The sequence below is a fragment of the Umezawaea sp. NPDC059074 genome, from assembly GCF_042738955.1.
Classification (GTDB): Bacteria; Actinomycetota; Actinomycetes; order Mycobacteriales; family Pseudonocardiaceae; genus Umezawaea.
This window is the reverse complement of the sequence record NZ_JBHYHC010000019.1, coordinates 15,198-35,448: the sequence shown is the minus strand read 5'-3', so window position 1 is coordinate 35,448 and position 20,251 is coordinate 15,198. Positions and strand designations below refer to the sequence as shown.

Here is a 20,251-nt window from a genome sequence, read left to right as displayed (position 1 = left end):
CTTGAGGTAACGGTTACTTCTGGTAGCGTGCGTCACATGGCTCGTACTGTCAAGGGTGGTTCGGACGCGCGCCGCGAACGGTGGAAGGGTCACCGCGAGGCCAGGCGCGCGGAGTTCGTCGAGGCGACGATCAGGGCGGTGGCCAAGCACGGCCCCGACGTGGGCATGGACGAGATCGCCACCGAGGCGGGCGTCAGCAAGCCCGTCCTCTACCGCCACTTCGCCGACAAGTCCGACCTGTACCTCGCGGTCGGCAGGCGCGGCACGGACATGCTCATGGACCGCCTGGGCCCCGCGATCGAGAAGGACGGCCCGATCCGCGACCGGATCCGCGGCATCGTCGACGCGTACCTGTGCGTCATCGAGGAGAACCCGAACCTGTACCGCTTCGTCGTCCGCGGCTCGTTCACCGACCGCCCGGTCGAGCAGGACGTCGTCCACGAGGACAAGGCCCTCATCGCCGCCACCCTGGCCCGCATCCTCGGCGACTACCTGCGCGCGTTCGACATGGACTCCGGCGGCGCGGAACCGTGGGCGCACGCCCTGGTCGGCATGGTGCAGAACGCGGGCGACTGGTGGCTGGACCGCCAGTCCATGAGCAGGCAGAGCCTCAGCGAATACCTGGCCACCATCATCTGGCACGCCATCGACGGCCTGCTCCGCTCCGCCGACATCACCGTCGACCCGGACCAGCCACTACCCGGCAGCCTGTTCCACGCGGACCCACCCCTGCGCCTGATCACCTCGGAGGAAGCGTGAGCGACGACGAAGAGGGCTACACCGGCACAGCGGAACTGCTCTTCGACACCACAACCGTCCCGGTCGAGGTGGAACTACGGGGCTTCTTCCAACCGATCGACGGCCGCTACCACTGGTACGGCCGCGTAGCGGCGAACGCCCGGGTGTCCACTTTGGTCGAAGCGGGAACCCGAACAGCCCTGCTCCGCACCCCCACCGGCGAAGCCACAGGCACCCTGACCGACCCGGACCCGTGGCACCGCTACCGGGTCAGCGGCACCAGCACCCCACCGTTCCGCACCACCTGAGTCCGAACAGGACCAGGGGTCCCCCGCCCGTGAGCACCCCCCGACACCCACGCTAACCACCCCCACCGACAAAAAACCCCCGAAAACACCACAAGGGACCACCCGATCAGGTGGTCCCTTGGGTTCGGGAAAAGCTAGTCGCCCGACGTGAACCCGACGCGACGCGTGTCGCTCGGCCCGATCTCGACGTAGGAGATGCGCGTCGTGGGCACCACGAACCGGGCGCCCTTCTGGTCCACCAGCACGAGCTGGCCGCTCTGCTCCTTGAACGCGACGGCGACCAGCGACTCAACCTCGTCAGGGGTGAGACCGCTGGACACGACGAGCTCCCGCGGGCTGTCCGCGATGCCGACCCTGACCTCCACGCTGACCTCCGTGCACAAAGATTCGACGCTCACCCGGCGAACCGGTGACCATGACTGAAACCAACCCTAGCCGAGCCCGAGGTTCCCCATGCGCCGCGTGTGGCTCTGCTGGAGCCGTCGGAAGAGGCCCGCGATGCCCGCGAGGTCGCCGGAGCCGCGGATGATCAGCTCGGCGAGCCCGTCGCGTTCGGCCACCACGTACTGGGCCTGCGTCAATGCCTCGCCGAGCAGCCTTCGGCCCCACAGGGTCAGCCGATCGCGAAGCTTCGGGTCGGCCGCGCAGGCGGCTCGGACTTCGCGCTCGGCGAACGCCGAGTGGCCCGTGTCGTCCAGCACGGCGAGCACCAGCGCCTTCGTCCCGGCGTCCAGCCACTCCGCCACCTCGCGGTAGAAGTCGGCCGCCAGGCCGTCGCCGACGTAGGCCTTGACGAGTGACTCGTGCCACGACCGGGGGGCGGTCGAGGCGTGGAAGTTGTCGAAGCCCGCGACGAACGGGCGCATCACGTCCTCGATCACCACGCCGCGCTCGGCGAGGTAGCGCTCGAGCTGCGAGTAGTGGCCGATCTCGGCGGCGGCCATCGCGGACAGGTCCGCCCGGCCCGCCAGAGTCGGTGCTGTGCGGGCGTCTTCCGCCAGCCGGTCGAACGCCGACAGCTCGCCGTACGCGAGCGCGCCGAGCAGGTCGACGACACCTTCCTCAACGCTTCCGCCCTCGACTTCGGGGGTCGTCTCCGCCTCGCTCATGGGTCCGAGCCTAGTCGGGCGCGGTGTTGCGCGAGGATGACCGGCAGGTCTCGGTCCATGGTCGAACTCGGCGAGAAACCCCGAATGGCGTACCTGGCGGGTAGACTCGCTCTTTGACGCCCGGCGGTCGACGCTGCGCGGCCCAGGTCGGCATGCCTGCCGACGGGCTCGCGGCAGTGACGGAGCCGCGGTTGCAGATCACGGCGGCATGGTGCCGCCACGTGAGGGTGCGCGCACAAACCTCGCAGGCCCTCCCGCTCCACGCCCGGCCACTCCCGATCCGGCCCGCTGGCTGTGGTGCGGTCGAGAGGCCCGTCCAGGGCCCGTGCGCGCTGGTATGAGAGAGGCGATCACCCTGACCGCTAGCGATGAAGACCTGACCAATCTCGACCCGGTGGCACTGGAGCACAGCGAGGCGGGTGTCCCGGACGAGGACACCTCCCTGCCGCTGATGGCCAACGCACCCGTCGAGAACACCGCTCCGACGTTCGCCGAGCTCGGCGTGCGCGAGGAGATCGTGCGGGCGCTCGGCGAGGCCGGCATCGAACGCACGTTCGCGATCCAGGAGCTGACCCTCCCGCTCGCGCTGGCGGGTGACGACGTCATCGGCCAGGCCCGCACGGGCACCGGCAAGACGCTGGGCTTCGGCATCCCGCTGCTCCAGCGGATCCTGTCGCCCGGCGACGGCACGCCGCAGGCGCTCGTCGTGGTGCCCACGCGCGAGCTGTGCCTCCAGGTGACGCGCGACCTCACCGAGGCCGCGAAGTACCTCGACATCAACGTCCTGGCGATCTACGGCGGCCGCCCGTACGAGCCCCAGATCGCGGCGCTGCGCAAGGGCGTGGACGTGGTCGTCGGCACGCCCGGCCGCCTGCTTGACCTCGCCGAGCAGCGCCACCTGGTGCTGGGCAAGATCCGCAACCTCGTCCTGGACGAGGCGGACGAGATGCTCGACCTCGGCTTCCTGCCGGACATCGAGCGCGTGCTGCGCATGGTCCCGGACGAGCGGCAGACGATGCTGTTCTCGGCGACCATGCCGGGCCCGATCATCACGCTCGCGCGCACGTTCCTGAACCAGCCCACGCACATCCGGGCCGAGGAGAACGACGCCAGCGCGATCCACGAGCGCACGGAGCAGTTCGTCTACCGGGCGCACGCGCTGGACAAGGTGGAGCTGCTGGCCCGCCTGCTCCAGGCGAAGGACCGCGGCCTCTCGATGATCTTCACGCGCACCAAGCGGACCGCGCAGAAGATCTCCGACGACCTCGCCGAGCGCGGTTTCGCCGCCGCCGCGGTGCACGGCGACCTCGGCCAGGGCGCGCGCGAGCAGGCGCTGCGCGCGTTCCGCGCGGGCAAGGTGGACGTGCTCGTGGCCACGGACGTCGCCGCGCGCGGCATCGACGTGGCGGGCGTGACGCACGTCGTGAACTACCAGTGCCCCGAGGACGAGAAGACCTACGTGCACCGCATCGGCCGCACGGGCCGCGCGGGCCGCACGGGTGTCGCGGTCACGTTCGTCGACTGGGACGAGGAGCCGCGCTGGAAGTCGATCAGCGACGCGCTGAACCTCGGCAAGCCGGAGCCGGTGGAGACGTACTCGACGTCGGACCACCTGTTCACGGACCTCGACATCCCGCCGAGTTCCACGGGCAGGCTGCCGCTGGGCCAGCGGACCCGCACCGGGCTCGACTCGGAGCCCGAGGAGGACCTCAAGGGCGACAAGAAGGGCGGCGCGCGCAAGCGCAGCCGCAGCCGCACGACGAGCCGCGGCGGTGCGACGGCGGGAGCCGAGCAGCAGCAGAGCACGTCGAGCACGCCCGCGACGAAGACCCCCGAACCGGGCGAGGAGGACGGCACCCGCCGTCCGCGCAGGCGCCGCAGCCGCGGCGGAGCACCCGTGACCGGGGAAACCGCAGGTCAGCCCACCGAGGCCACGGCTGAGGGCGCGCCGAGCGAGAACGGCGAGCGTCCCGCGCGGCGTCGTCGGCGTCGGCGTTCGGGCGGCGAGTCGGGCGGAAACGCGGAGGCGGCTGCGAACGACAGCGTCTCCTCGGCAGACTGACACCTGACGCGAGCGGTGCACGAACGAGCGATCGGGAGCCAGGACAGTGGGACAGTCGGAGCAGATCGAGGAATCCGCACTCCTGGCTCCTGAGTCGAACGGGCACGGGACAGTGGGCGAGGACGTGCTCGGCCCGCCCCCGGCGGACGCCTCCGAGCCTCCGCCGGACCTGCCCGAGCGCTCGTTCCGCACGCGCGGCGACTTCATCGCCGTCGCGCTGATCACGGTCGTCGTGCTGGTGACGGCGTCGCTCGTGTACGCGTTCAGCGACGCGCGCGCGACGACGTCGCAGACGACGACCGCGCCCGCCCCGGAACTGCCCGAGGCGACGACCCTGCCGCCGACGCTCGCCGAGGTGTGGCGGGCGCCCAGCGGCGGCACGCAGGCCCCGACGTGGATCGGGACGGTGGTCGTGACGGGCGACGGCGGCGACGTCGTCGGCCGCGACCCGCTGACCGGCGCGGAGCGGTGGCGCTACAGCCGGAACCTGCCGCTGTGCACGATCACGGCGGCGTGGGACAAGGCGCTCGCGTCGTTCGACAAGGGCACCGGCTGCTCCGAGGTCACCTCGCTCGACCCCGTGACCGGCAACCGCGGCCCGCAGCGCAACGGCGACGCCGAGCGCGGGTCGCGCCTGCTCACCGAGGGCTCGCACGTCCTCACCACCGGCAAGAAGTACGTCGAGGTCTACCGCAAGGACGACCTGGTGCGCTCGATGGAGTACGGGCAGCTGCGCGCCATCGTGAACCCCGGCAAGCAGCCCCGCGTCGGCTGCACGTACGGCTCGTTCGCCGTCACCACCGGCAAGATCGCGCTCGTCGAGCGCTGCCCCGACGACCCGGCCGACCGGCTGACCGTGCTCAAGCCCAACCCGGAGAAGTCGGACACGCCCGAGGTGTTCAGCAGCGTCGTGGTGGGCGGCAAGGGCACCCGCGTGATCGCCGTGACGAACAACCGGGTGGCCGTGGTCATCCCCGGCAGCCCGGCGAAGCTGACCGTGTTCGACGCCGACACCGGCGGTCAGATCGCCGAGTACCCGCTGGACCTCCCCGCCTCCGACCTCGACGGCGACGTGCCCGGCGGGATCGTGCCGATCACCGTCAGCACCGCCGCCGTCTACTGGTTCACCGGCTCCCGGACCATCGCGCTGTCGCTGGAGGACCTCAGTCCCAAGTGGACGCTCCAGGGCGCGGTCGGCTCCGGCAGCACCCTGGCGGGCAAGGCCGTGATCCCGGTCAAGGGCGGCCTCAAGGTGCTCGACCAGGTGACCGGCGCCGAGATCGGCACCATCCCGGTCAACCGCGGCGACTACGACGGGCCCATCCAGTCCAGCACGATCGGCCCGGTGGTCCTGGAGCAGCGCGGCCGGACGCTCGTGGCCCTGCGGTAGGGGTCACAGTCCGGCAGACCGAACCCCTCCCGTTGCGGCAGACTGGGGGCGTGTACTCGCAGATCAGCCCCCACCGCGCCACCAGGACCGACCTGCCGGGCCGCTACGGTCCGGTCGCCGCGCTGCGCGCGACCCCGGTGGGCGCGGACCTGGGCGCGACGGCCCTGCTGGTCCCCGGTTTCACCGGGTCCAAAGAGGACTTCGCGCCGCTGCTCGACCCGCTGGCCGACTCCGGGTTCGAGGTCGTCGCGATCGACCTGCCCGGCCAGTACGAGTCGGCGGGCCCCGTGGCGGAGGCGGACTACCGGCCATCGGTGCTCGGTGAGGCGTTGGCCGAACTGGTGGCGAAGCTGGCCGCCGAGGGCAGGCGGGTCCTGCTGCTGGGGCACTCGTTCGGCGGTCTGGTGGCGCGGGGCGCGGTGTTCGCGGGCGCGCCCATCGCCGGGTTGACGCTGATGTCGTCCGGGCCGGGGGAACTGCCGCTGGGTGAACGCCGGACGGCGCTCGACCACGGCGAGACGGTCATGCGCGAGCACGGCATCGAGGCGGCGCAGAAGATCGCGGAGCAGCGGTCGATGCTGGACCCGACGTGGCAGGCGCAGCCGGAGCGGCTGCGGGACCTGTACCGGGACCGCTTCCTGCACTCGACGCCGCAGAGCCTGCTCGGGATGGGCGCGGCGATCCGGGCCGAACCGGACCTGGTGGCGAAGCTGGCGCGGACCCTGCGCACCGCGCAGGTCCCGTGCCTGGTCGTGTGCGGCGAGGCGGACGACGCCTGGTCGCCCGCGGGTCAGCGGGACATGGCGGAACGGCTGGACGCGGACTTCGCCGTGCTGGCGGGCGCGGTGCACTCGCCGAACACCGAGACCCCCGAGGCCCTCCTCACCACCCTGCTGCCGACGTGGCGGGCCTGGCTGACGTCCTGACCGTCACGCCCACCAGTACACCCACAGCACGCCGAACCCGACGACCAGCACGCCGAGCGAGTACAGGGCGGCGACCCAGCCCCGCCGCCGGTCGGCGAACACCTGGAACACCACCGCCGCGACGGCCGCGACCCAGTGGCCCGCGACGACGTCCCAGCCGAGCCCCGGCAGGTCGCGGCCGGACGCGTACCGCTGGACCACCACGGTCGCGATGGCCAGCAGCACGAGGCCGACCGTGAACGAGCCGCTGATGCCGCGCCACACGCGCGCGACGACGTTCTCCCGCCGGGGTTTCGTCTCCGGCGTGGCCAGTTCGACCGTGATCGGTTCGCTCATCAGGGCTCCTTAAGGCGCGAGCATGGCCCACGGGTCGAGCGAGGGAGCGGCCTGCTGCCCCTCAGGGCAGCTCCGCCGGAAATCGCACCACGTGCACTGCCTCCCCGTCCTGGGCGGGAACAGGATCTCGGGATCGCCGCCCGCTGCCAAGGTGTCGCCCGCGAGCGCCAGCTCGTCCGCGGCCTCCTCGGCCCGCGTCACGTGCCTGCCCAGGCTCTCCTCGGTGTGCTCCCAGGCGGACACCGTGCCCGTCGGCAGGTGGTGCAGCTCCACCTGGTGGCAGGGCTTGCGCAGCGTCCGCCGGGCCGCCAGCGCGTACAGCGCCAGCGCCAGCGAGCCGCGCGCGTCGTCCACCGTCAGCGCGTGACGGCCCGTCTTGTAGTCGACGATCACCAGTTCGCCGTCGCGCAGGTCGATGCGGTCGACCCGGCCCTCGGCCACGATCTTGGACGTCGGCGTCGACACCCACCGCTCGATGCCGACCGGTTCGATCGCCGTGTCCAACCGGCCCACGTAGTCGCGCACCCACCCGTCCGCGCGCTCCCGGTAGACGGCGGCCTGCTCGGAGTCGCGGAACCCGTCGTTCTTCCACAGCCGGTGCACCAGCGCCACGGCCTGGTCCGGTGTCCGCTTGGCGGCGGGCAGGTCGAACAGCGCCTTCAACGCGTTGTGCACCACCGCGCCCAGCGTGTTGTGCGCCCAGGCACCGCCACGCGGCGGCGTGGGCCGCTCGAGGTACGCCATGCGGTACCGGCGAGGGCAGTCCGCCCAGTTGGCCAGTTTCGCCGGAGTCACCCGAACGAGCTTGCGCGGCATGCTTCCAAAATCGAACCCGAGCTGCTCCTGCACCCGTCCAAGGCTACGCAAGGACACCGACAGTGCCGCCACGACCACCCACCGGCAGGATGTCGACATGGAGATCTGGCACAACCCGCGCTGCTCGAAGTCCCGCACGGCGAAGAAGGCGCTGGACGACCAGGGCGTCGAGTACGGCGAACGGCGCTACCTCGACGACGCCCCCACGACGGCCGAACTGGCGGCGGTGCTGGACAAGATGGGCGCGGACCCGTGGGACATCACCCGCATGGGAGAACCCCGCGCCGCCGAGCTCAACCTGGCGGCCCTCCCCCACGACCGCGACACGTGGCTGACGGTCCTGGCGGCCAACCCGGCGCTGATCGAACGCCCGATCATCATCACCGACACCAGAGCTTTCGTGGCCCGCGGCCCGTTCACGCTGTAGCGCCGAACGGCCCGTTCACCGACCTCGGCCTCGCCGCCGGAACCCCAGGACACCGCGTGCGACCACCCGGCGACCCTTGGCCGCCAAGATGAACGGACCGTTCACCGCCCCTCGAACAGCCGAAGCACCAGCCACCGAAAACTGTCGTACCCCACCGGTAGCGTTCAGTTTCGGGGGGCCTTGACTTTCGGGGGACCTCTTCCAGCCACGCGCCCACAGCGGGCCGCCGACTCGCCGGAACCGGACCAAGACCGGAACCAGGGTCCAGCGCAGGCCAGGGCCAGACCGGCAGGCCTGAACCGGGCACCCCATTGGGATCAGGGCAGGCCGGAGACCAGCGGACAGGGACCGCCAGAAGCAGATCGGAGCCGGGCGGCCCACCGTGGGGATCGCCCTGGCTGAGGCGGGCCGGGTGTGGGTGGGATGGGCAGGCCGGTCAAAGCCCTCGCACCTCATCCGACCAGGATCTTGCTCCCCGTCGCCCGATCCGCCAACGCGTCCAGCATCTCCGGCGCGGTGGTCTCCGCGCCGAGCCTCACGGTCTTGTTCGTCCCGTGGTAGTCGCTCGACCCCGTGACCAGCAGCCCGAGGTCTCCCGCCAACGACCGCAGCCGGTCCCGCGTAGCCGGGTCGTGGTCGGGGTGGTCGACCTCGACGCCGCCGAGGCCCTTCGCCGCCAGGTCGGCCACCACCTGGTCCGTCACGATCGGCCCCCGCGACACCGCGAACGGGTGGGCCAGCACCGTCACGCCGCCCGCGTCGGCGATCATCTCGATCGCCCGCTCCACCGGTGTGTCGGTCTTCGGCACGTAGTACCGGCCGCCGGTCAGGTACTTCGCGAACGCCTCGTTCACGCTCTCCACCACCCCGGCCCGCATCAACGCCATCGCGAGGTGCGGCCGACCGGCGGGAGCGTCTTCGGGCAACGCCGCCATCAGCTCGTCCGGGTCGATGGGGAAGCCGTCCTCGACCATGCGGACCGCCATCACGCGCACCCGGTGTCTGCGCTCGGACCGGAGTCTGAGCTGCTCCTCGACGATCGCCACCGAGGTGGGGTCGTAGAGGTAGGCGAGCATGTGGACCGTGACCAGCCTGCCGAGGCCGTCCGTCGATGCGCACGACAGTTCGGCTCCGCGAACCAGTCGCAGGCCGGGCGGCAGCGCGGCGGCGGCTTCCTGCCACCCCGCTGACGTGTCGTGGTCGGTGATGGCGACCGCGTGGAGGCCGGTGGCCGCCGCGGCGGCCACCAGTTCCGCGGGCGTGTCGGTGCCGTCGGACTGGCTCGAGTGGGCGTGCAGATCGATGCGCACCCGTGCAGTGTGGCCGACGGCCTCGACCTCCGTTCCTACGGCACCATCTTCTTGCCCCGCGCGACCCGTTGAGCCTTGATCATCGAGAAGCGGTCGGCCTGCGCCTTCTTGTCGCCGAAGGTCAGCTCCGAGATGGCGTCGTACACCTGCTCGGGGTTCGGCAGGAACTCGATCCTGTTCAACGCCTGGATCTGCCCCGCCGACTCCACGACCAGCGTGCCGTAGCCGAACATCCGGCCCAGCACCGTGCGCTCGTACGTGAGGTCGGTGACCTTCGTGATCGGCATCATCGCCACCTTGGTCTCGAAGACCCCGGAGGAGATCATGAACCGCTTGTCGGTCACCACGATCCGCTCGACCCACCACTCCATCACGAAGTAGGCGAGCCTGAGCAGCACGAACAGCGCGGCGTACCAGAGCACGTTCTGGACGATCCCCGCGTTGTCGGGCAGCAGGTACGAGATCATCATCGCGCCGGCCAGCAGAGCTGCCGCCTCGAGGATGTCCCACAGGAGGCTGCTCCAGTGCCTGCGCACCCTGATGACCCGACGCTCGGTACCGAGCAGGTACTCGTCGGGGTCTCTCGGAGCGAACACGGCCTACCGCCTCTCGCCGTCGGAGGGAGCCGGGCGACTCAGAACAATTGTTTCACGAAGGTGATGAGCGCCTCAGCTGCTCCCCGGAGCGTGGCCAGGATGTTCTGCACCAGCTGAGCCGCTTGCTGTGGCTCGGCGATGAGGAAGAACAGCACCAAGCCGACCCCTGCGAAGGTGAGAATCTTCTTCAGATTCACGGTGATCAACCCCATCCGCTACCCGCACCCTGTTGGCGCCAGTGAAAACCGTTGTACCGCACTCGGCGACACGTTGGCTGATTTGTACCGCACATGGGTCAGTGCGGTGCACCACCGTTCCGGTACGACTACGTTGGGTAGTCGTGACGCGGAGCGTTCGGCCAAGCATCCGGTGCGTTGGTGGGATCGTGTTTGACACCAACGGGCGACTACTACTCGTGCGACGCCTGAATCCCCCAGGTGAGGGACTGTGGTCGATCCCTGGTGGCCGAGTCGAGCCGGGAGAGGCCGATGACGAGGCCGTGAGGCGGGAACTGGCCGAGGAGACGGGACTCTCCGTCACCGTCGGGCCGTGGGTCGGGTCCGTCACCCGTCCGGCTGCCAGGGGCTTCTACGAGATCCACGACTACCTCTGCCAGGTGGAATCCGGCGTGCTCCTAGCGGGGGACGACGCATCGGATGCACGGTGGTGCTCCGCTGCGATCTTGACCACACTTCGGGAGGCCGATCTGCTCGCCGAGGGCCTCTACACCGCCCTTGACGACTGGGGACAGCTCCCGCGGCGCTGATCGGCCCCACCCGATCGGGTTCGGCTCGCTCCCAGCATGTGGGAGCGCATCACGCCAGCCAGACGAGCCGCTGACCGTGCAGCCCCGTCTTGGCCAACGCCCGCGCGGTCGGCGCGGCCCCCGTGTCGTCCCAGTGGGCCGTGCCGAGCACGCCGAAGGCGGGCTCACCCGGACCCGGCCGGAGGTCGTCGCGGCCCGGCAGGACGTGCTCCAGGCCCGCGGCGTAGGCCTCGTGGCTGATCCACCACACCGGCCGCCCCAGGTCGCCGAGCGCGGCCACGAACTCCGCCCGCCGCTCAGCCGTCAGGTAGGGCATCAGGGTGCTGGTGACGACCACGAGCGGCAGCTCGGCGGGCACCAGCTCGGCGGCCTTGGCGAGGTCGTCCACGGCGTCGCCCGCCACGAACACCGGCGGCGCCTTGCGCTGCACGGTCGCGGCCACGCCGAAGTACCGCAGCCGCTCCGGCTGGTCGGCCCAGATGCAGGCCTCCAGCCACGCGTAGGCGTCCTCGTCGGTCAGGTCGACGGGCGCGCGGTCCAGACCGACCTTCGCGGCGACCTTGACCGTCTTGGGCAGCTTCGGCAGCTCCACGCCGGGGGCCAGCTCCAGCGCGCAGTGCAGCCCGAGCAACGCCTTGGGCGGCCCGCTCACGAGCTGGCCCGCCTGCTGCGTCTGGTACCGGTAGCCGTACAGGTCGAGCCCGAGCAGCAGGCCCGCGCTCGTGCCGACCTCGAGCAGCCCCAGCGGCGACCCGGCCTGCTTGGCCACGACGGCGACCGCAGGGAACAGCAGCGCGGCCCGGCGCACCTCGTTCGTCTGGTTCGTGCGGGTCGTGATCAGCGCGCGCATCTTGTCCGCCCGCTGGAGCACGAAGTCGCGGAACAGCGGCCACGTGCGCTCGTCCGCGCCGTAGGTGCCGCCGAGCGACGGGTAGTAGTTCGACAGCTCGTGGAACGGCTCGGCCTGCAGGAGCCGGTGGGCCGCCGCGAGCAGGAGCGTCGGGTGGCCGGACTCCTCGCTCGCGGCGGTCAGCAGTCCCGCGACCTCCGGATCGTCGGCGGCCTTGAGCGCGAGGTGCTCGTAGAGCGGGGAGACACCGGCGGCCTCCACCTCCGCGAACCGCACCAGGCTGCTCCGCACCAGGTCCAGAGAGGTCACGTCACTCCTTCGGTTCAGGCCTACCGGGTTGTTCGCCACCACGGCTCTCGCCGTAGGACACCTTCGGCACCATGACCTTGCGCCGGAACACGCAGACGACCGTGCCGTCCTGCTTGTACCCGCGGGTCTCGACGTATACGACCCCGCGATCGTCCTTGGACTTCGACGGCGTCTTGTCGAGCACCTCGGTCTCACCGTAGATGGTGTCACCGTGGAAGGTCGGCTTGATGTGCCGGAGCGACTCGACCTCCAGGTTGGCGATGGCCTTGCCCGAAACGTCCGGAACGGACATGCCGAGCAGCAATGAGTAGACGTAGTTGCCGACCACGACGTTCTTGCCGAAATCGGTCGATTCCGCCGCGTAGTGCGCGTCCAGGTGCAGCGGGTGGTGGTTCATCGTGAGCAGGCAGAACAGGTGGTCGTCGTACTCCGTCACGGTCTTGCCAGGCCAGTGCTTGTAGACCGCGCCGACCTCGAACTCCTCGTAGTACCGACCGAACTGCACCGCACGCCTCCATTGGTGTGTGATCCGAAAACCCGATAGCCGGGGGGACAGTAGAAACACCAAGGGAGTACCCTCGGCAACTGGTCTGTGAGCGAATCCACCGCTCGTGGCCGTCGACCCTTGGAGGTGAGGACGCACTCATGAGCAAAGACCCCCATCCTGCGAGTACCACCCGCGTCCTCATCGGTTGGGTCCACCTCTAGCGGTCGGCCCCTGCGGTACCGGTCGGGACGCTCCGGTGTCGGAGCCCCTCCTGCTCAGCAACCAGTGAGGCTCCGGCGCGTCGTCAGCTCGTCCACGACGTGTGCCTGGAGGACCAATGCGCAACCTGCCCTCGCTCGGCGGCTTGAGAGGCCGTGCGCCTCGGCGCGCCACCACTCCCCTCGTCCCCATCCCCGTGCCCCTGTCGGCGTACGTCGTCGACTGCGCGGTCTACGTGGACGGCAAGCGCTTGCCCGGCCGGTGGACGCACACCGCGGCCGTGGACGAGGTCCGCAGGCGCGGTGACGGCTTCGTGTGGATCGGCCTGCACGAGCCGGACGAGGAGCAGATCCAGGGCGTCGCCGAGACCTTCGGGCTGCACGAGCTGGCCGTCGAGGACGCCGTGCACGCGCACCAGCGGCCGAAGCTGGAGCGGTACGACAACACGCTGTTCATGGTCCTCAAGACCGTGAAGTACGTGCAGAACGCGTCGCCGGACACCGCGAACGAGATCGTCGAGAGCGGCGAGATCATGGTGTTCCTCGGGCGCGACTTCGTCGTGACGGTGCGGCACGGCAACCACTCCGGGCTCAGCGTCGTCCGGCAGGACCTGGAGAACGACGCCGAGAAGCTCAAGGTCGGCCCGGCCGCGGTGCTGTACTCGATCTCCGACCACGTCGTGGACAACTACCTCGACGTGACGTCCCGGATCGAGGACGACATCGACCAGATGGAGGCGATGGTGTTCGCGCCGCGCAGCCGGGTCAGCGCGGACCAGATCTACCTGATGAAGCGCGAGGTGCTGGAGCTGCGGCGCGCGGTCATGCCGCTCGCGGTCCCGCTGCGCCGCCTGGCCGAGGGCTACACGCCGCTCATCCCGGAGCAGGTGCGGTCGTACTTCCGCGACGTCGACGACCACCTCATCGAGGTGTCGGAGCGGGTCACGAACTTCGACGAGCTGCTCACCACGCTCGTCGACGCGACGCTGGCGAAGATCACCCTCCAGCAGAACTCGGACATGCGGAAGATCTCCGCGTGGGTCGCGATCATCTCGGTGCCGACGATGGTCGTCGGTGTCTACGGGATGAACTTCGAGAACATGCCCGAACTCAAGTGGAAGTACGGCTACCCGCTGGTGATCTCCGCGGTCATCGTGGCGTGCCTCATCCTCTACCGAATATTTCGTCGGAACCGCTGGCTCTAGTCCCCCAGTCCCCACCCGACCCGACGGGATGTCCCACCATGACCCGAATCCTCTCGAACCCCCGCTTCTGGGTGCTCGCCTTCCTCATGGCCTGGCTCACGATGATCACCGCGATCATCGCGCAGCAGCCCTAAACCCATTCCTGTTCTTCCCAGTTGAACGGAACTCCGTGGCCGCGGCCACTGCCCAAGCGCAGTGACACCCCCGCGGGCCACAGCTTCAGCAACAGGTGGAACTCGTAGCCGGTGTGCGTGCGTCGGGGCTCGTACACCAGCAACGCGAGCGGGGCCTCCGGGGTCGCGCGCGCCACGGCGTCAGCCAGGATCGCGCGGCCCTCGGCCCTGTCCGCCGGTGAGACGTACTGCCACACCACCGAGTGCCACACGACCGTTAGCACGTCGGGCACCTGACCGGCGAGCCGGTCCGCCAGCCAGTCCGGCCCGGTCGCCTGCCGCACCGGCGCGGGATCGGCGGCGGCCAACTCCAGCGCCGCCTGCAAACGGTCCCAGCGGTGGAGCTGGTCCGCCCACACGAACGACGACAGCGTCAGCCGTCCGTCCTCTGTGGACACGTCGATCGGGTGCAGGTCGCAGCCCTCGCGCTCGACGATCCGCAACGGCCGCGTCAGGTCGACCGACGGCCGCCCGGTCCACTCGGGGTCGAGGACGAACGGGCTGTCCGGGTCGCCCACGACCGCGCCGTCGCCGAGCCGGTAGGCGATCCGGTCCGGGTGCAGGTTGAGCCCGGCGCTGGCGCCGATCTCCAGCAGCCGCACCGGGAACGGCTCGTCCCGGCCCGCGGCGACCGCGGCGGCGTGCGCGGCCACCTGGAGGCCGCCGAACAGCGGGGCGCTGCGGCCCGGCTCGTTGGTCTGCACGACCGTCGCGCCGATCCGCGCGCGCAGCTCGTCCGTGTGCTCGCGCAGGACCGGCAGCACGGCGTCCCACAGCGTGGCGAGGTGCGGGCTGCCGCCGACCGACGGGTAGTGCTTGGCCAGGCCGGGTGCCCGGCCCTCCAGCACGAGCCGGTGCAGCGCGCCCGCGAACCGCAGCGCGGGCATCGTGCCCTTGCGGTCGCGTTCGTAGCCCGCCATCACGCGGGTGGTGACGCCACCCGCGCTCAGGTCGGCCGCGGCGTTCAGGAGCAGGGACTCGGTGAGGGGACTGGACCCCTTGCAGCTCTGGGCCGCGTCGGTGAAGAGCTGGGCGAGCACGGAAGAACGCTAACCCCGTTCACCCTGCTCCGAACGCCAGGACACGCTATTTCACCCTTCCCGGCGCAGCGGGGCCAGCAGTCGTCGCACGGTGTCGCGGACGTCCTCGCGCGGCAGCGGGTTCGCGCTCACCCACTCGCCGTCCTGCGACACCTTGTAGCGCCCGCGCGGGGTGTCCAGCCACGACAGCTCGCCGCCGAACCGGACGTCCTCGCGGTCCTCGCCGTGCAGCCCGTTCGGCCTGCTCGCGCCGAGCTGGCCCTGGCCGAGCACCGGTTGCAGGTGGGCGATCATCCGGCGCAGCACGCGGTCGTCGACGCCGTTGTGCTCCAGCAGGTCGGGCAGTTCGGCCTCGCGGAACGTCTCGCCGTCCTCGATCCGCCGGGCGATCTCGGCCTCGGCGGCCCGCAGCGCCCGCAGGGGCACGCTGATCGGGCTGGACCCGGCCTGCTCGACGTCCGGGACGAGCCGGACGAGCGCGTCGACGGCCCGGTCGAGGGTCAGCGACCGCAGCCGGACGACCTCGTCCTCCTCGTCGGAGCGCTGCACGGCCAGCAGCGCGGTGTGGCCGTCGACCAGCACGACGGCGCGGGTGGTCGACTTCTCCTCCACCACGACCACGTCCAGCGCGCCCGTGCGGTCGCGCAGCAGCCGGACGAACTCCTCCGCGAGGCCCGTGGGGCCGCCCTCGGTCGCGAGATCCCGTGCTTCGAGGGTCTGCTGGGCGGCCTGGAACACGACGGAGCGCTCCAGCTCCGTCGTACCGCTGGACGGGACCTCCAGCGGGAACGGCGGCTCGACCTCGGCGTACGTGCAGAGGAGGTCGACCTCGTAGGGGTGCAGTTCGGTCACGTCGTGCGCAGCGAGTCGGCGTTGTTCGCGTCGACGGCCCGGTAGCGGGCGACGGTCTGCTCGGCGCTGTCGACGAACTCGTCCATCCGCTTGAGCGCGACGCCGAGCTGGTCCAGCAGGCCGTCCGAGCCCGCGAGCCGGTCGGTGAACTTCTCCGACAGCGCGCTGCCGACCGGGCTGGTGCCCATGTGCGGGCTGTTGGCCGGGTGCATCAGCTCCTCGGCGTCGCGGCGCATGGCCTCGAAGTGGCCGCGCACCTCCGCCACGGCGAGCGCGAACTCCTTGACCTGCTCCGGTTCGACCTGCCAGCCGCCCGCGGAACCCGAGTCCTGGGTGTGCACGATCGTTGCTCCTCTCGGGTCTACAGGCCGATGACCGGCGGGGCGGCCTTCTGGTCGCTGCTGAACAGGTCTTCCTCAAGGGGGAACCGGCGGTCGTACTCGCGGTCCTCGTCGCCGCCGCCCTGGCCGCGACCGGCCATCGGGCCGCCCGCCGCGCCCGCGCCGCCCGCGCCGAACCGACCGCCCGCGCCGAACCGGTTGCCGCCGCGCAGCATGTCCCGCGCGCCCGCGCCGACACCGCCCGCGCCGCGTCCACCGGCGGGCAGCGCGCCCAGCAGGCCGCCGGGACCGCCGAACGGGCCGCCGAGGCCCGCGCCGAACTTGCCCGCGCCACCAGCGCCGCCAGCTCCGAGGCCGCGCCCGAGCGCGTCCGCGCCCAGGGCGTTCGGACCGCCGGTCAACGCCGACCAGCGCGGGTCGTGCGCGCCGCCGACGAAGCTGGGCACCGTGACGCCCCGGCCGCCGGACGGGTCCGTGGTCCCGCCGCCACCGGGCACGCCAGGGCTGCCGGGCAGGGGCCGCTGGTCGGGCGGGAGGGTGCCGACGCCGCCGCTGCCGCCACCAGGCGCGGGCGAGCCGTCACCGCCGCCGGGACCGGTCGTCGGGCCGGTGAACGACGGGGTCGTGCCGTCCACGTCCATCGCCGCGTTCTCGAAGCGCTGCATGGTCTGCACCGCGCGCCTCTTCAGCTTCTTCTTCTTGCTGGCACCGCCGAACATCGAGCCGATGCCGCCGATCATGGCCCCGATGCCCGCGCCGATCGGCCCGCCCACCGCGAACCCGGCCGCCGCGCCGCCGCCGAGCGACGACCAGCTGAACCCCTCCGGCGGGGCGGGCATCTGCTGCTGGGCCGAGCGCAGGGCGCCCGCCGCGCTGTCGATGGGGCCAGCCATCTTCGCCGCCGTCTCGCCCAGCTCGTTGAGCCACGAGACGTTGCGCTTCACCGTTGAGGTGGCCTCGGACGCCGCGGCGCCGGACCAGAACTGCATCAGCTTGTCGAGGGAGCGCTGGAGCTCGTCGGACCGGTTCGCGATGCTGTCGCCCTGCCGGGTCCACGTGTCGGCGAGCCGTTCCACGTTGACCGGGTCGGCGTTCTCCCACACCATCTTGAACAGGTTCTTGTGGCTGAACCCGTCCCAGTGCGTCCCACCGGTCACGTACCGGTCGTCCTCACGCCCCCGTGCGCGCGTCTCGGCGAACTCCTTCGCCGCCTGCGTCACGAAGGTGAACAAACCCTGGAACAGTCCACCGCTTTCCACCACGTCCGTCTCCCCCGGCATAGATGTCGAGCTTGCAAGCTAGCCGATCCGACGCGTCGGACAACAGGTCAGTTCCGCCGATCCCGCACTAGTCTCGGTGGGATGCCGAAGGTTCTCGCGGTCGCGGACGAAGTGGTCGAACAGCTGTGGACCGATCAGGTGCGCAAGCACGACGTGGACCTGATCGTCGCCGCGGGCGACCTGCCGTTCGACTACCTGGAGTACCTGTCGACGGCGTTGGACAAGCCGTGCGTGTTCGTGCCCGGCAACCACGACACCGACCTGACCGGGTACGCCAACGTCCGCGGCCTCTGGACCAGGGACGGGATGCCCTCGCGCTGGCCGGGCCCGACCGGCGGGATGAACGCCGACCAGCGCGTCGTGGACGTCGCGGGACTGCGGATCGCGGGCCTCGGCGGCTCGATCCGCTACAACGAGGGCCCGAACCAGTGGACCGAGCGCCAGCAGTCCCGACGGTCCCGGCGGATGATCCGCCAGGCGAGCTGGCGGAAGCTGCGGGACGGGCGCGGCGTCGACGTGCTGCTCACCCACTCCCCGCCGCGCGACTGCGGCGACGAGGAGGACGCCCCGCACCGCGGTTTCGCGTGCCTGCACTCCACCGTGCGCAGGCTGCGGCCGCCGCTCATGCTGCACGGGCACATCCACCCCCACGGCGAGCGGAAACCGGACCGCCACCTCGGTGACACGCGCGTCGTGAACGTCGTCGGCTACAAAGTCCTGGATATCCCGTCTTCGGAGGTCCGCGATGCGCCGTGACACCGGCTTCCCGGTAGCCGACGCCGAGAACGACTTCACCAGGATGCGGCGGCAGCAGGTGCTGTCCCGCCTGTCGACGTGGCTGCGCCGCGAGCCCGACGACGTGAACATCATGCTGCCGTTCGACGAGGTCGTGGACGCGTTGGGCCTGGTCAGCGAACGCCGCATCGGCCTCAAGACGATCCGCTTGGACTCGATCGTCGGCAGCGTCGACCGCACCCGCGACTTCGACCGCCGCTTCCGCCCCACGTCCGCGCGGGTGCGGGAACGCTGGCAGCGCCTGGCGCTGGCAGCGCGGCGGGGCGAGTCCGTGCCGCCGATCAACGTGTACCGCGTCGGGGACCTCCACTTCATCGTCGACGGGCACCACCGGGTGTCCGTCGCCCACGCGATGGGCCTGGAGCTGATCGACGCCTACGTGACTGAAGTCGTGACGCGCATCAACGCGCACGGCATCCGCCACCGGGGCGACCTGATCGTCAAGGACTACCGGCGGCTGTTCCTGGAGCGCGTGCCCCTCACCGGCGAGTCGCGCGCGTCGATCTCGCTGGCCGACCCGTGGGACTACGCCAAGCTCGGCGAGCACGTCGAGGCCTGGGGGTTCCGGCTCATGCAGGACGAGGGCGCGTTCCTGGACCGCGCCACCATCGCCCGCCGCTGGTACGCCGAGGAGTACCGCCCGGTCGTCGACCTGCTGCGGCAGGCGGACATGGTCGGCGCCCGCCCGGAGACGGAGGCGTACATGTGGGTGGCGGGCGAGCGCTACCGGCTGATCCGCAACCACCGGTGGGACACCGACGTGATCGACACCCTCCGCGCGACTACCGAGGTGCCTCGGTAGGGGGCATCGGTCTGGCCTGGTCCATGACCTTGTCCGCGTAGCTGTCCAGCAGCCGCGTGGCGAGCTGCTGCGAGTACCCCAGGATCACCGCCCACAGCAGGAGGGCGGCCTGCGACGCGATGCCGATCAGCCCCGTCGTCACGCCCGCGCCGAGCGCCAGGATGCCCACCACGGCGAGCGCGGAGCCGAGCAGGATCTTGATGGCGGCCTGGTAGCCGATCATCACGTACGGCGAGAGGCTCGGTCTGCGCCGGAGCAGTAAGACGACGGCGGCCAACACGGCCCCGAACGCGCCCAGCAGTTGGATCAGCCACACGTCGGCGGCCGACGAGTTCTTACCGCCGGGGCACACGCTCGGCAGGCGTTCGGAGCTGACGCACATGGGCAGCAGACCGGGCTTCATCAGCCCCAGCACCCCCAGCACGGTGTTGATCACGAACAGCACCGCCGACGCCGCGATCAGCTTGTTCCGCAACGCTCGGGACCCGGCGTGCGCGAAGTCCGAGTTGTCGAAGGCGGCTCTCAGCGCGTCCACCACGATCGCCCGCTCGATCGCGGGCGTGAACTCCCCCGGCCGCAACTCCTCCAGGGCCTTCCGCCGCGGGTCGTCCTCGGGCAGGTTCGCCGCCACGCGAGCCTTCAACCCCGGAATCCGCCCCAGAAACCCCTTCTCCGCGGCCACGGTCGCGATCTCGGCCTCGTGCAACGACCGCCAGGCCCGCTCGATGTGCCACCCGGACCACCAGGACGCCACGGCCTTCCACCGCGACTCCTTGCGCGTCAGCATGTCGTCGACGACGGCCGCCTCCCGCTCAGCCGTCTCCCGCCACACGGTCCCCTCGGGATCCACCGGATCAGGAGGCCCCAACGCCGCCAGGTCAGCCCGGACACGATCCAGCCGCGACTGGACCACCAGCCGCCAGTCGGTCACCTTCGGAGTGCGCTCGGCCATGCACTGATGGTGGCATCGAGCACCGACAAAAAGGCGATCACCCGAACGTGTGGACGGAAGAGATTCCCGCCGAATTCATCCCACTGCCGACGTCCTCGTCGACCGCGGCGGTCGAGACCGCCGCTGATCACCCACGCCGTGCCGGACCTGCGCTCCTGGTGGA

At 70.9% G+C, this 20,251-nt stretch carries 24 protein-coding genes; 10 read left to right on the top strand and 14 right to left on the bottom strand.

Annotated elements, in window-relative coordinates:
- Positions 1-36: 36 nt before the first annotated feature.
- Together ACFWW9_RS11645 and ACFWW9_RS11640 are read left to right on the top strand one after the other, a co-directional pair.
- Entirely contained in the window at positions 37-759 is a 723-nt protein-coding gene (locus ACFWW9_RS11645; protein ID WP_390374789.1) for a TetR/AcrR family transcriptional regulator, read from the top strand.
- Positions 756-1,046, top strand: a complete 291-nt coding sequence (locus ACFWW9_RS11640; protein ID WP_390374786.1) for a DUF4873 domain-containing protein — start codon at positions 756-758, stop codon at positions 1,044-1,046. Before ACFWW9_RS11645 ends, ACFWW9_RS11640 begins: the two co-directional genes overlap by 4 nt.
- 134 nt (positions 1,047-1,180) lie before the next feature.
- On the opposite strand, the gene ACFWW9_RS11635 is transcribed toward ACFWW9_RS11640, so the two are convergent.
- Together ACFWW9_RS11635 and ACFWW9_RS11630 are read right to left on the bottom strand one after the other, a co-directional pair.
- The gene (locus ACFWW9_RS11635; RefSeq protein WP_259625219.1) at positions 1,181-1,411 is read right to left on the bottom strand and encodes a DUF3107 domain-containing protein; all 231 of its coding nucleotides are present in this window, start codon (positions 1,409-1,411) and stop codon (positions 1,181-1,183) included.
- A 66-nt stretch (positions 1,412-1,477) separates the two neighbouring features.
- Positions 1,478-2,155, bottom strand: coding sequence for a ferritin-like fold-containing protein (locus ACFWW9_RS11630; protein ID WP_390374783.1), 678 nt, complete (start codon positions 2,153-2,155; stop codon positions 1,478-1,480).
- Between the two features lie 394 nt (positions 2,156-2,549).
- Here ACFWW9_RS11630 and ACFWW9_RS11625 point away from each other — a divergent pair, with 394 nt between their 5' ends.
- Genes ACFWW9_RS11625 through ACFWW9_RS11615 form a run of 3 tightly spaced genes read left to right on the top strand, consistent with a single transcriptional unit; the run spans position 2,550 to position 6,533 of the window.
- Entirely contained in the window at positions 2,550-4,217 is a 1,668-nt protein-coding gene (locus tag ACFWW9_RS11625; RefSeq protein ID WP_390374780.1) for a DEAD/DEAH box helicase, read from the top strand.
- Between the two features lie 46 nt (positions 4,218-4,263).
- Positions 4,264-5,607: a hypothetical protein gene (locus ACFWW9_RS11620; protein WP_390374777.1), complete on the top strand. Its 1,344-nt coding sequence runs from the start codon at positions 4,264-4,266 to the stop codon at positions 5,605-5,607.
- A gap of 50 nt (positions 5,608-5,657) precedes the next feature.
- Positions 5,658-6,533, top strand: coding sequence for an alpha/beta fold hydrolase (locus ACFWW9_RS11615; RefSeq protein ID WP_390374774.1), 876 nt, complete (start codon positions 5,658-5,660; stop codon positions 6,531-6,533).
- A gap of 3 nt (positions 6,534-6,536) precedes the next feature.
- Here the strand turns inward: ACFWW9_RS11615 and ACFWW9_RS11610 are convergent, their stop codons facing one another.
- Both ACFWW9_RS11610 and ACFWW9_RS11605 read right to left on the bottom strand, forming a co-directional pair.
- Positions 6,537-6,869 carry a hypothetical protein gene (locus ACFWW9_RS11610; protein ID WP_390374771.1) on the bottom strand — a complete coding sequence of 111 codons (333 nt, stop codon included), beginning with the start codon at positions 6,867-6,869 and terminating at the stop codon, positions 6,537-6,539.
- A 9-nt stretch (positions 6,870-6,878) separates the two neighbouring features.
- Positions 6,879-7,685: a RecB family exonuclease gene (locus ACFWW9_RS11605; RefSeq protein ID WP_390374768.1), complete on the bottom strand. Its 807-nt coding sequence runs from the start codon at positions 7,683-7,685 to the stop codon at positions 6,879-6,881.
- A gap of 97 nt (positions 7,686-7,782) precedes the next feature.
- On the opposite strand from ACFWW9_RS11605, the gene ACFWW9_RS11600 reads away from it, so the two are divergent.
- Complete coding sequence (locus ACFWW9_RS11600; RefSeq protein ID WP_390374765.1) at positions 7,783-8,112, top strand: ArsC/Spx/MgsR family protein; 330 nt, start codon at positions 7,783-7,785, stop codon at positions 8,110-8,112.
- Positions 8,113-8,564: 452 nt separating this feature from the next.
- On the opposite strand, the gene ACFWW9_RS11595 is transcribed toward ACFWW9_RS11600, so the two are convergent.
- Genes ACFWW9_RS11595 through ACFWW9_RS11585 form a run of 3 tightly spaced genes read right to left on the bottom strand, consistent with a single transcriptional unit; the run spans position 8,565 to position 10,230 of the window.
- Positions 8,565-9,422, bottom strand: a complete 858-nt coding sequence (locus tag ACFWW9_RS11595) for a PHP domain-containing protein (protein WP_390374762.1) — start codon at positions 9,420-9,422, stop codon at positions 8,565-8,567.
- Between the two features lie 35 nt (positions 9,423-9,457).
- Positions 9,458-10,018, bottom strand: coding sequence for a PH domain-containing protein (locus ACFWW9_RS11590; protein WP_330880611.1), 561 nt, complete (start codon positions 10,016-10,018; stop codon positions 9,458-9,460).
- Between the two features lie 38 nt (positions 10,019-10,056).
- Positions 10,057-10,230, bottom strand: a complete 174-nt coding sequence (locus ACFWW9_RS11585; protein WP_385881048.1) for a hypothetical protein — start codon at positions 10,228-10,230, stop codon at positions 10,057-10,059.
- 26 nt (positions 10,231-10,256) lie between these two features.
- Between ACFWW9_RS11585 and ACFWW9_RS11580 the strand changes: the two genes are divergently transcribed.
- On the top strand, positions 10,257-10,784 hold the full coding sequence (locus ACFWW9_RS11580) for an NUDIX hydrolase (protein WP_390374759.1): 528 nt from the start codon (positions 10,257-10,259) through the stop codon (positions 10,782-10,784).
- A 49-nt stretch (positions 10,785-10,833) separates the two neighbouring features.
- On the opposite strand, the gene ACFWW9_RS11575 is transcribed toward ACFWW9_RS11580, so the two are convergent.
- Both ACFWW9_RS11575 and ACFWW9_RS11570 read right to left on the bottom strand, forming a co-directional pair.
- Entirely contained in the window at positions 10,834-11,943 is a 1,110-nt protein-coding gene (locus ACFWW9_RS11575; RefSeq protein ID WP_390374756.1) for a DUF2332 domain-containing protein, read from the bottom strand.
- Between the two features lies 1 nt (position 11,944).
- Positions 11,945-12,448: a MaoC family dehydratase gene (locus tag ACFWW9_RS11570; protein WP_390374753.1), complete on the bottom strand. Its 504-nt coding sequence runs from the start codon at positions 12,446-12,448 to the stop codon at positions 11,945-11,947.
- A gap of 319 nt (positions 12,449-12,767) precedes the next feature.
- On the opposite strand from ACFWW9_RS11570, the gene corA reads away from it, so the two are divergent.
- On the top strand, positions 12,768-13,853 hold the full coding sequence (corA, locus tag ACFWW9_RS11565; protein WP_390374750.1) for a magnesium/cobalt transporter CorA: 1,086 nt from the start codon (positions 12,768-12,770) through the stop codon (positions 13,851-13,853).
- A 130-nt stretch (positions 13,854-13,983) separates the two neighbouring features.
- Here the strand turns inward: corA and ACFWW9_RS11560 are convergent, their stop codons facing one another.
- The 4 genes from ACFWW9_RS11560 to ACFWW9_RS11545 are packed head-to-tail and all read right to left on the bottom strand — an operon-like array spanning position 13,984 to position 17,539.
- Positions 13,984-15,066: a DUF2332 domain-containing protein gene (locus tag ACFWW9_RS11560; RefSeq protein WP_390374747.1), complete on the bottom strand. Its 1,083-nt coding sequence runs from the start codon at positions 15,064-15,066 to the stop codon at positions 13,984-13,986.
- A 51-nt stretch (positions 15,067-15,117) separates the two neighbouring features.
- Positions 15,118-15,918, bottom strand: coding sequence for an ESX secretion-associated protein EspG (locus ACFWW9_RS11555; protein WP_390374744.1), 801 nt, complete (start codon positions 15,916-15,918; stop codon positions 15,118-15,120).
- Positions 15,915-16,259 (bottom strand): hypothetical protein, encoded by a 345-nt coding sequence (locus ACFWW9_RS11550; protein WP_390374741.1) that lies wholly within the window; start codon positions 16,257-16,259, stop codon positions 15,915-15,917. The genes ACFWW9_RS11555 and ACFWW9_RS11550 overlap by 4 nt, the downstream gene beginning before the upstream one ends.
- A 20-nt stretch (positions 16,260-16,279) precedes the next feature.
- Complete coding sequence (locus tag ACFWW9_RS11545) at positions 16,280-17,539, bottom strand: WXG100 family type VII secretion target (protein ID WP_390374738.1); 1,260 nt, start codon at positions 17,537-17,539, stop codon at positions 16,280-16,282.
- Between the two features lie 81 nt (positions 17,540-17,620).
- Between ACFWW9_RS11545 and ACFWW9_RS11540 the strand changes: the two genes are divergently transcribed.
- Both ACFWW9_RS11540 and ACFWW9_RS11535 read left to right on the top strand, forming a co-directional pair.
- Positions 17,621-18,295: a metallophosphoesterase gene (locus tag ACFWW9_RS11540; protein WP_390374735.1), complete on the top strand. Its 675-nt coding sequence runs from the start codon at positions 17,621-17,623 to the stop codon at positions 18,293-18,295.
- Positions 18,285-19,136, top strand: coding sequence for a chromosome partitioning protein ParB (locus ACFWW9_RS11535; protein WP_390374732.1), 852 nt, complete (start codon positions 18,285-18,287; stop codon positions 19,134-19,136). Before ACFWW9_RS11540 ends, ACFWW9_RS11535 begins: the two co-directional genes overlap by 11 nt.
- Here the strand turns inward: ACFWW9_RS11535 and ACFWW9_RS11530 are convergent.
- The gene (locus ACFWW9_RS11530; protein ID WP_390374729.1) at positions 19,117-20,088 is read right to left on the bottom strand and encodes a hypothetical protein; all 972 of its coding nucleotides are present in this window, start codon (positions 20,086-20,088) and stop codon (positions 19,117-19,119) included. The two genes, ACFWW9_RS11535 and ACFWW9_RS11530, sit on opposite strands and share 20 nt — an antisense overlap.
- Positions 20,089-20,251: the final 163 nt, after the last annotated feature.

What these genes read in the sequence shown, in the direction of transcription:
- ACFWW9_RS11645 (WP_390374789.1), top strand. Translation starts at nt 37, where the DNA reads ATGGCTCGTACTGTCAAGGGTGGTTCGGACGCGCGCCGCGAACGGTGG.
- ACFWW9_RS11630 (WP_390374783.1), bottom strand. Translation starts at nt 2,155, where the DNA reads ATGAGCGAGGCGGAGACGACCCCCGAAGTCGAGGGCGGAAGCGTTGAG.
- ACFWW9_RS11610 (WP_390374771.1), bottom strand. Translation starts at nt 6,869, where the DNA reads ATGAGCGAACCGATCACGGTCGAACTGGCCACGCCGGAGACGAAACCC.
- ACFWW9_RS11605 (WP_390374768.1), bottom strand. Translation starts at nt 7,685, where the DNA reads ATGCCGCGCAAGCTCGTTCGGGTGACTCCGGCGAAACTGGCCAACTGG.
- ACFWW9_RS11600 (WP_390374765.1), top strand. Translation starts at nt 7,783, where the DNA reads ATGGAGATCTGGCACAACCCGCGCTGCTCGAAGTCCCGCACGGCGAAG.
- ACFWW9_RS11585 (WP_385881048.1), bottom strand. Translation starts at nt 10,230, where the DNA reads ATGGGGTTGATCACCGTGAATCTGAAGAAGATTCTCACCTTCGCAGGG.
- corA (WP_390374750.1), top strand. Translation starts at nt 12,768, where the DNA reads ATGCGCAACCTGCCCTCGCTCGGCGGCTTGAGAGGCCGTGCGCCTCGG.
- ACFWW9_RS11545 (WP_390374738.1), bottom strand. Translation starts at nt 17,539, where the DNA reads ATGCCGGGGGAGACGGACGTGGTGGAAAGCGGTGGACTGTTCCAGGGT.
- ACFWW9_RS11540 (WP_390374735.1), top strand. Translation starts at nt 17,621, where the DNA reads ATGCCGAAGGTTCTCGCGGTCGCGGACGAAGTGGTCGAACAGCTGTGG.
- ACFWW9_RS11535 (WP_390374732.1), top strand. Translation starts at nt 18,285, where the DNA reads ATGCGCCGTGACACCGGCTTCCCGGTAGCCGACGCCGAGAACGACTTC.
- ACFWW9_RS11530 (WP_390374729.1), bottom strand. Translation starts at nt 20,088, where the DNA reads ATGGCCGAGCGCACTCCGAAGGTGACCGACTGGCGGCTGGTGGTCCAG.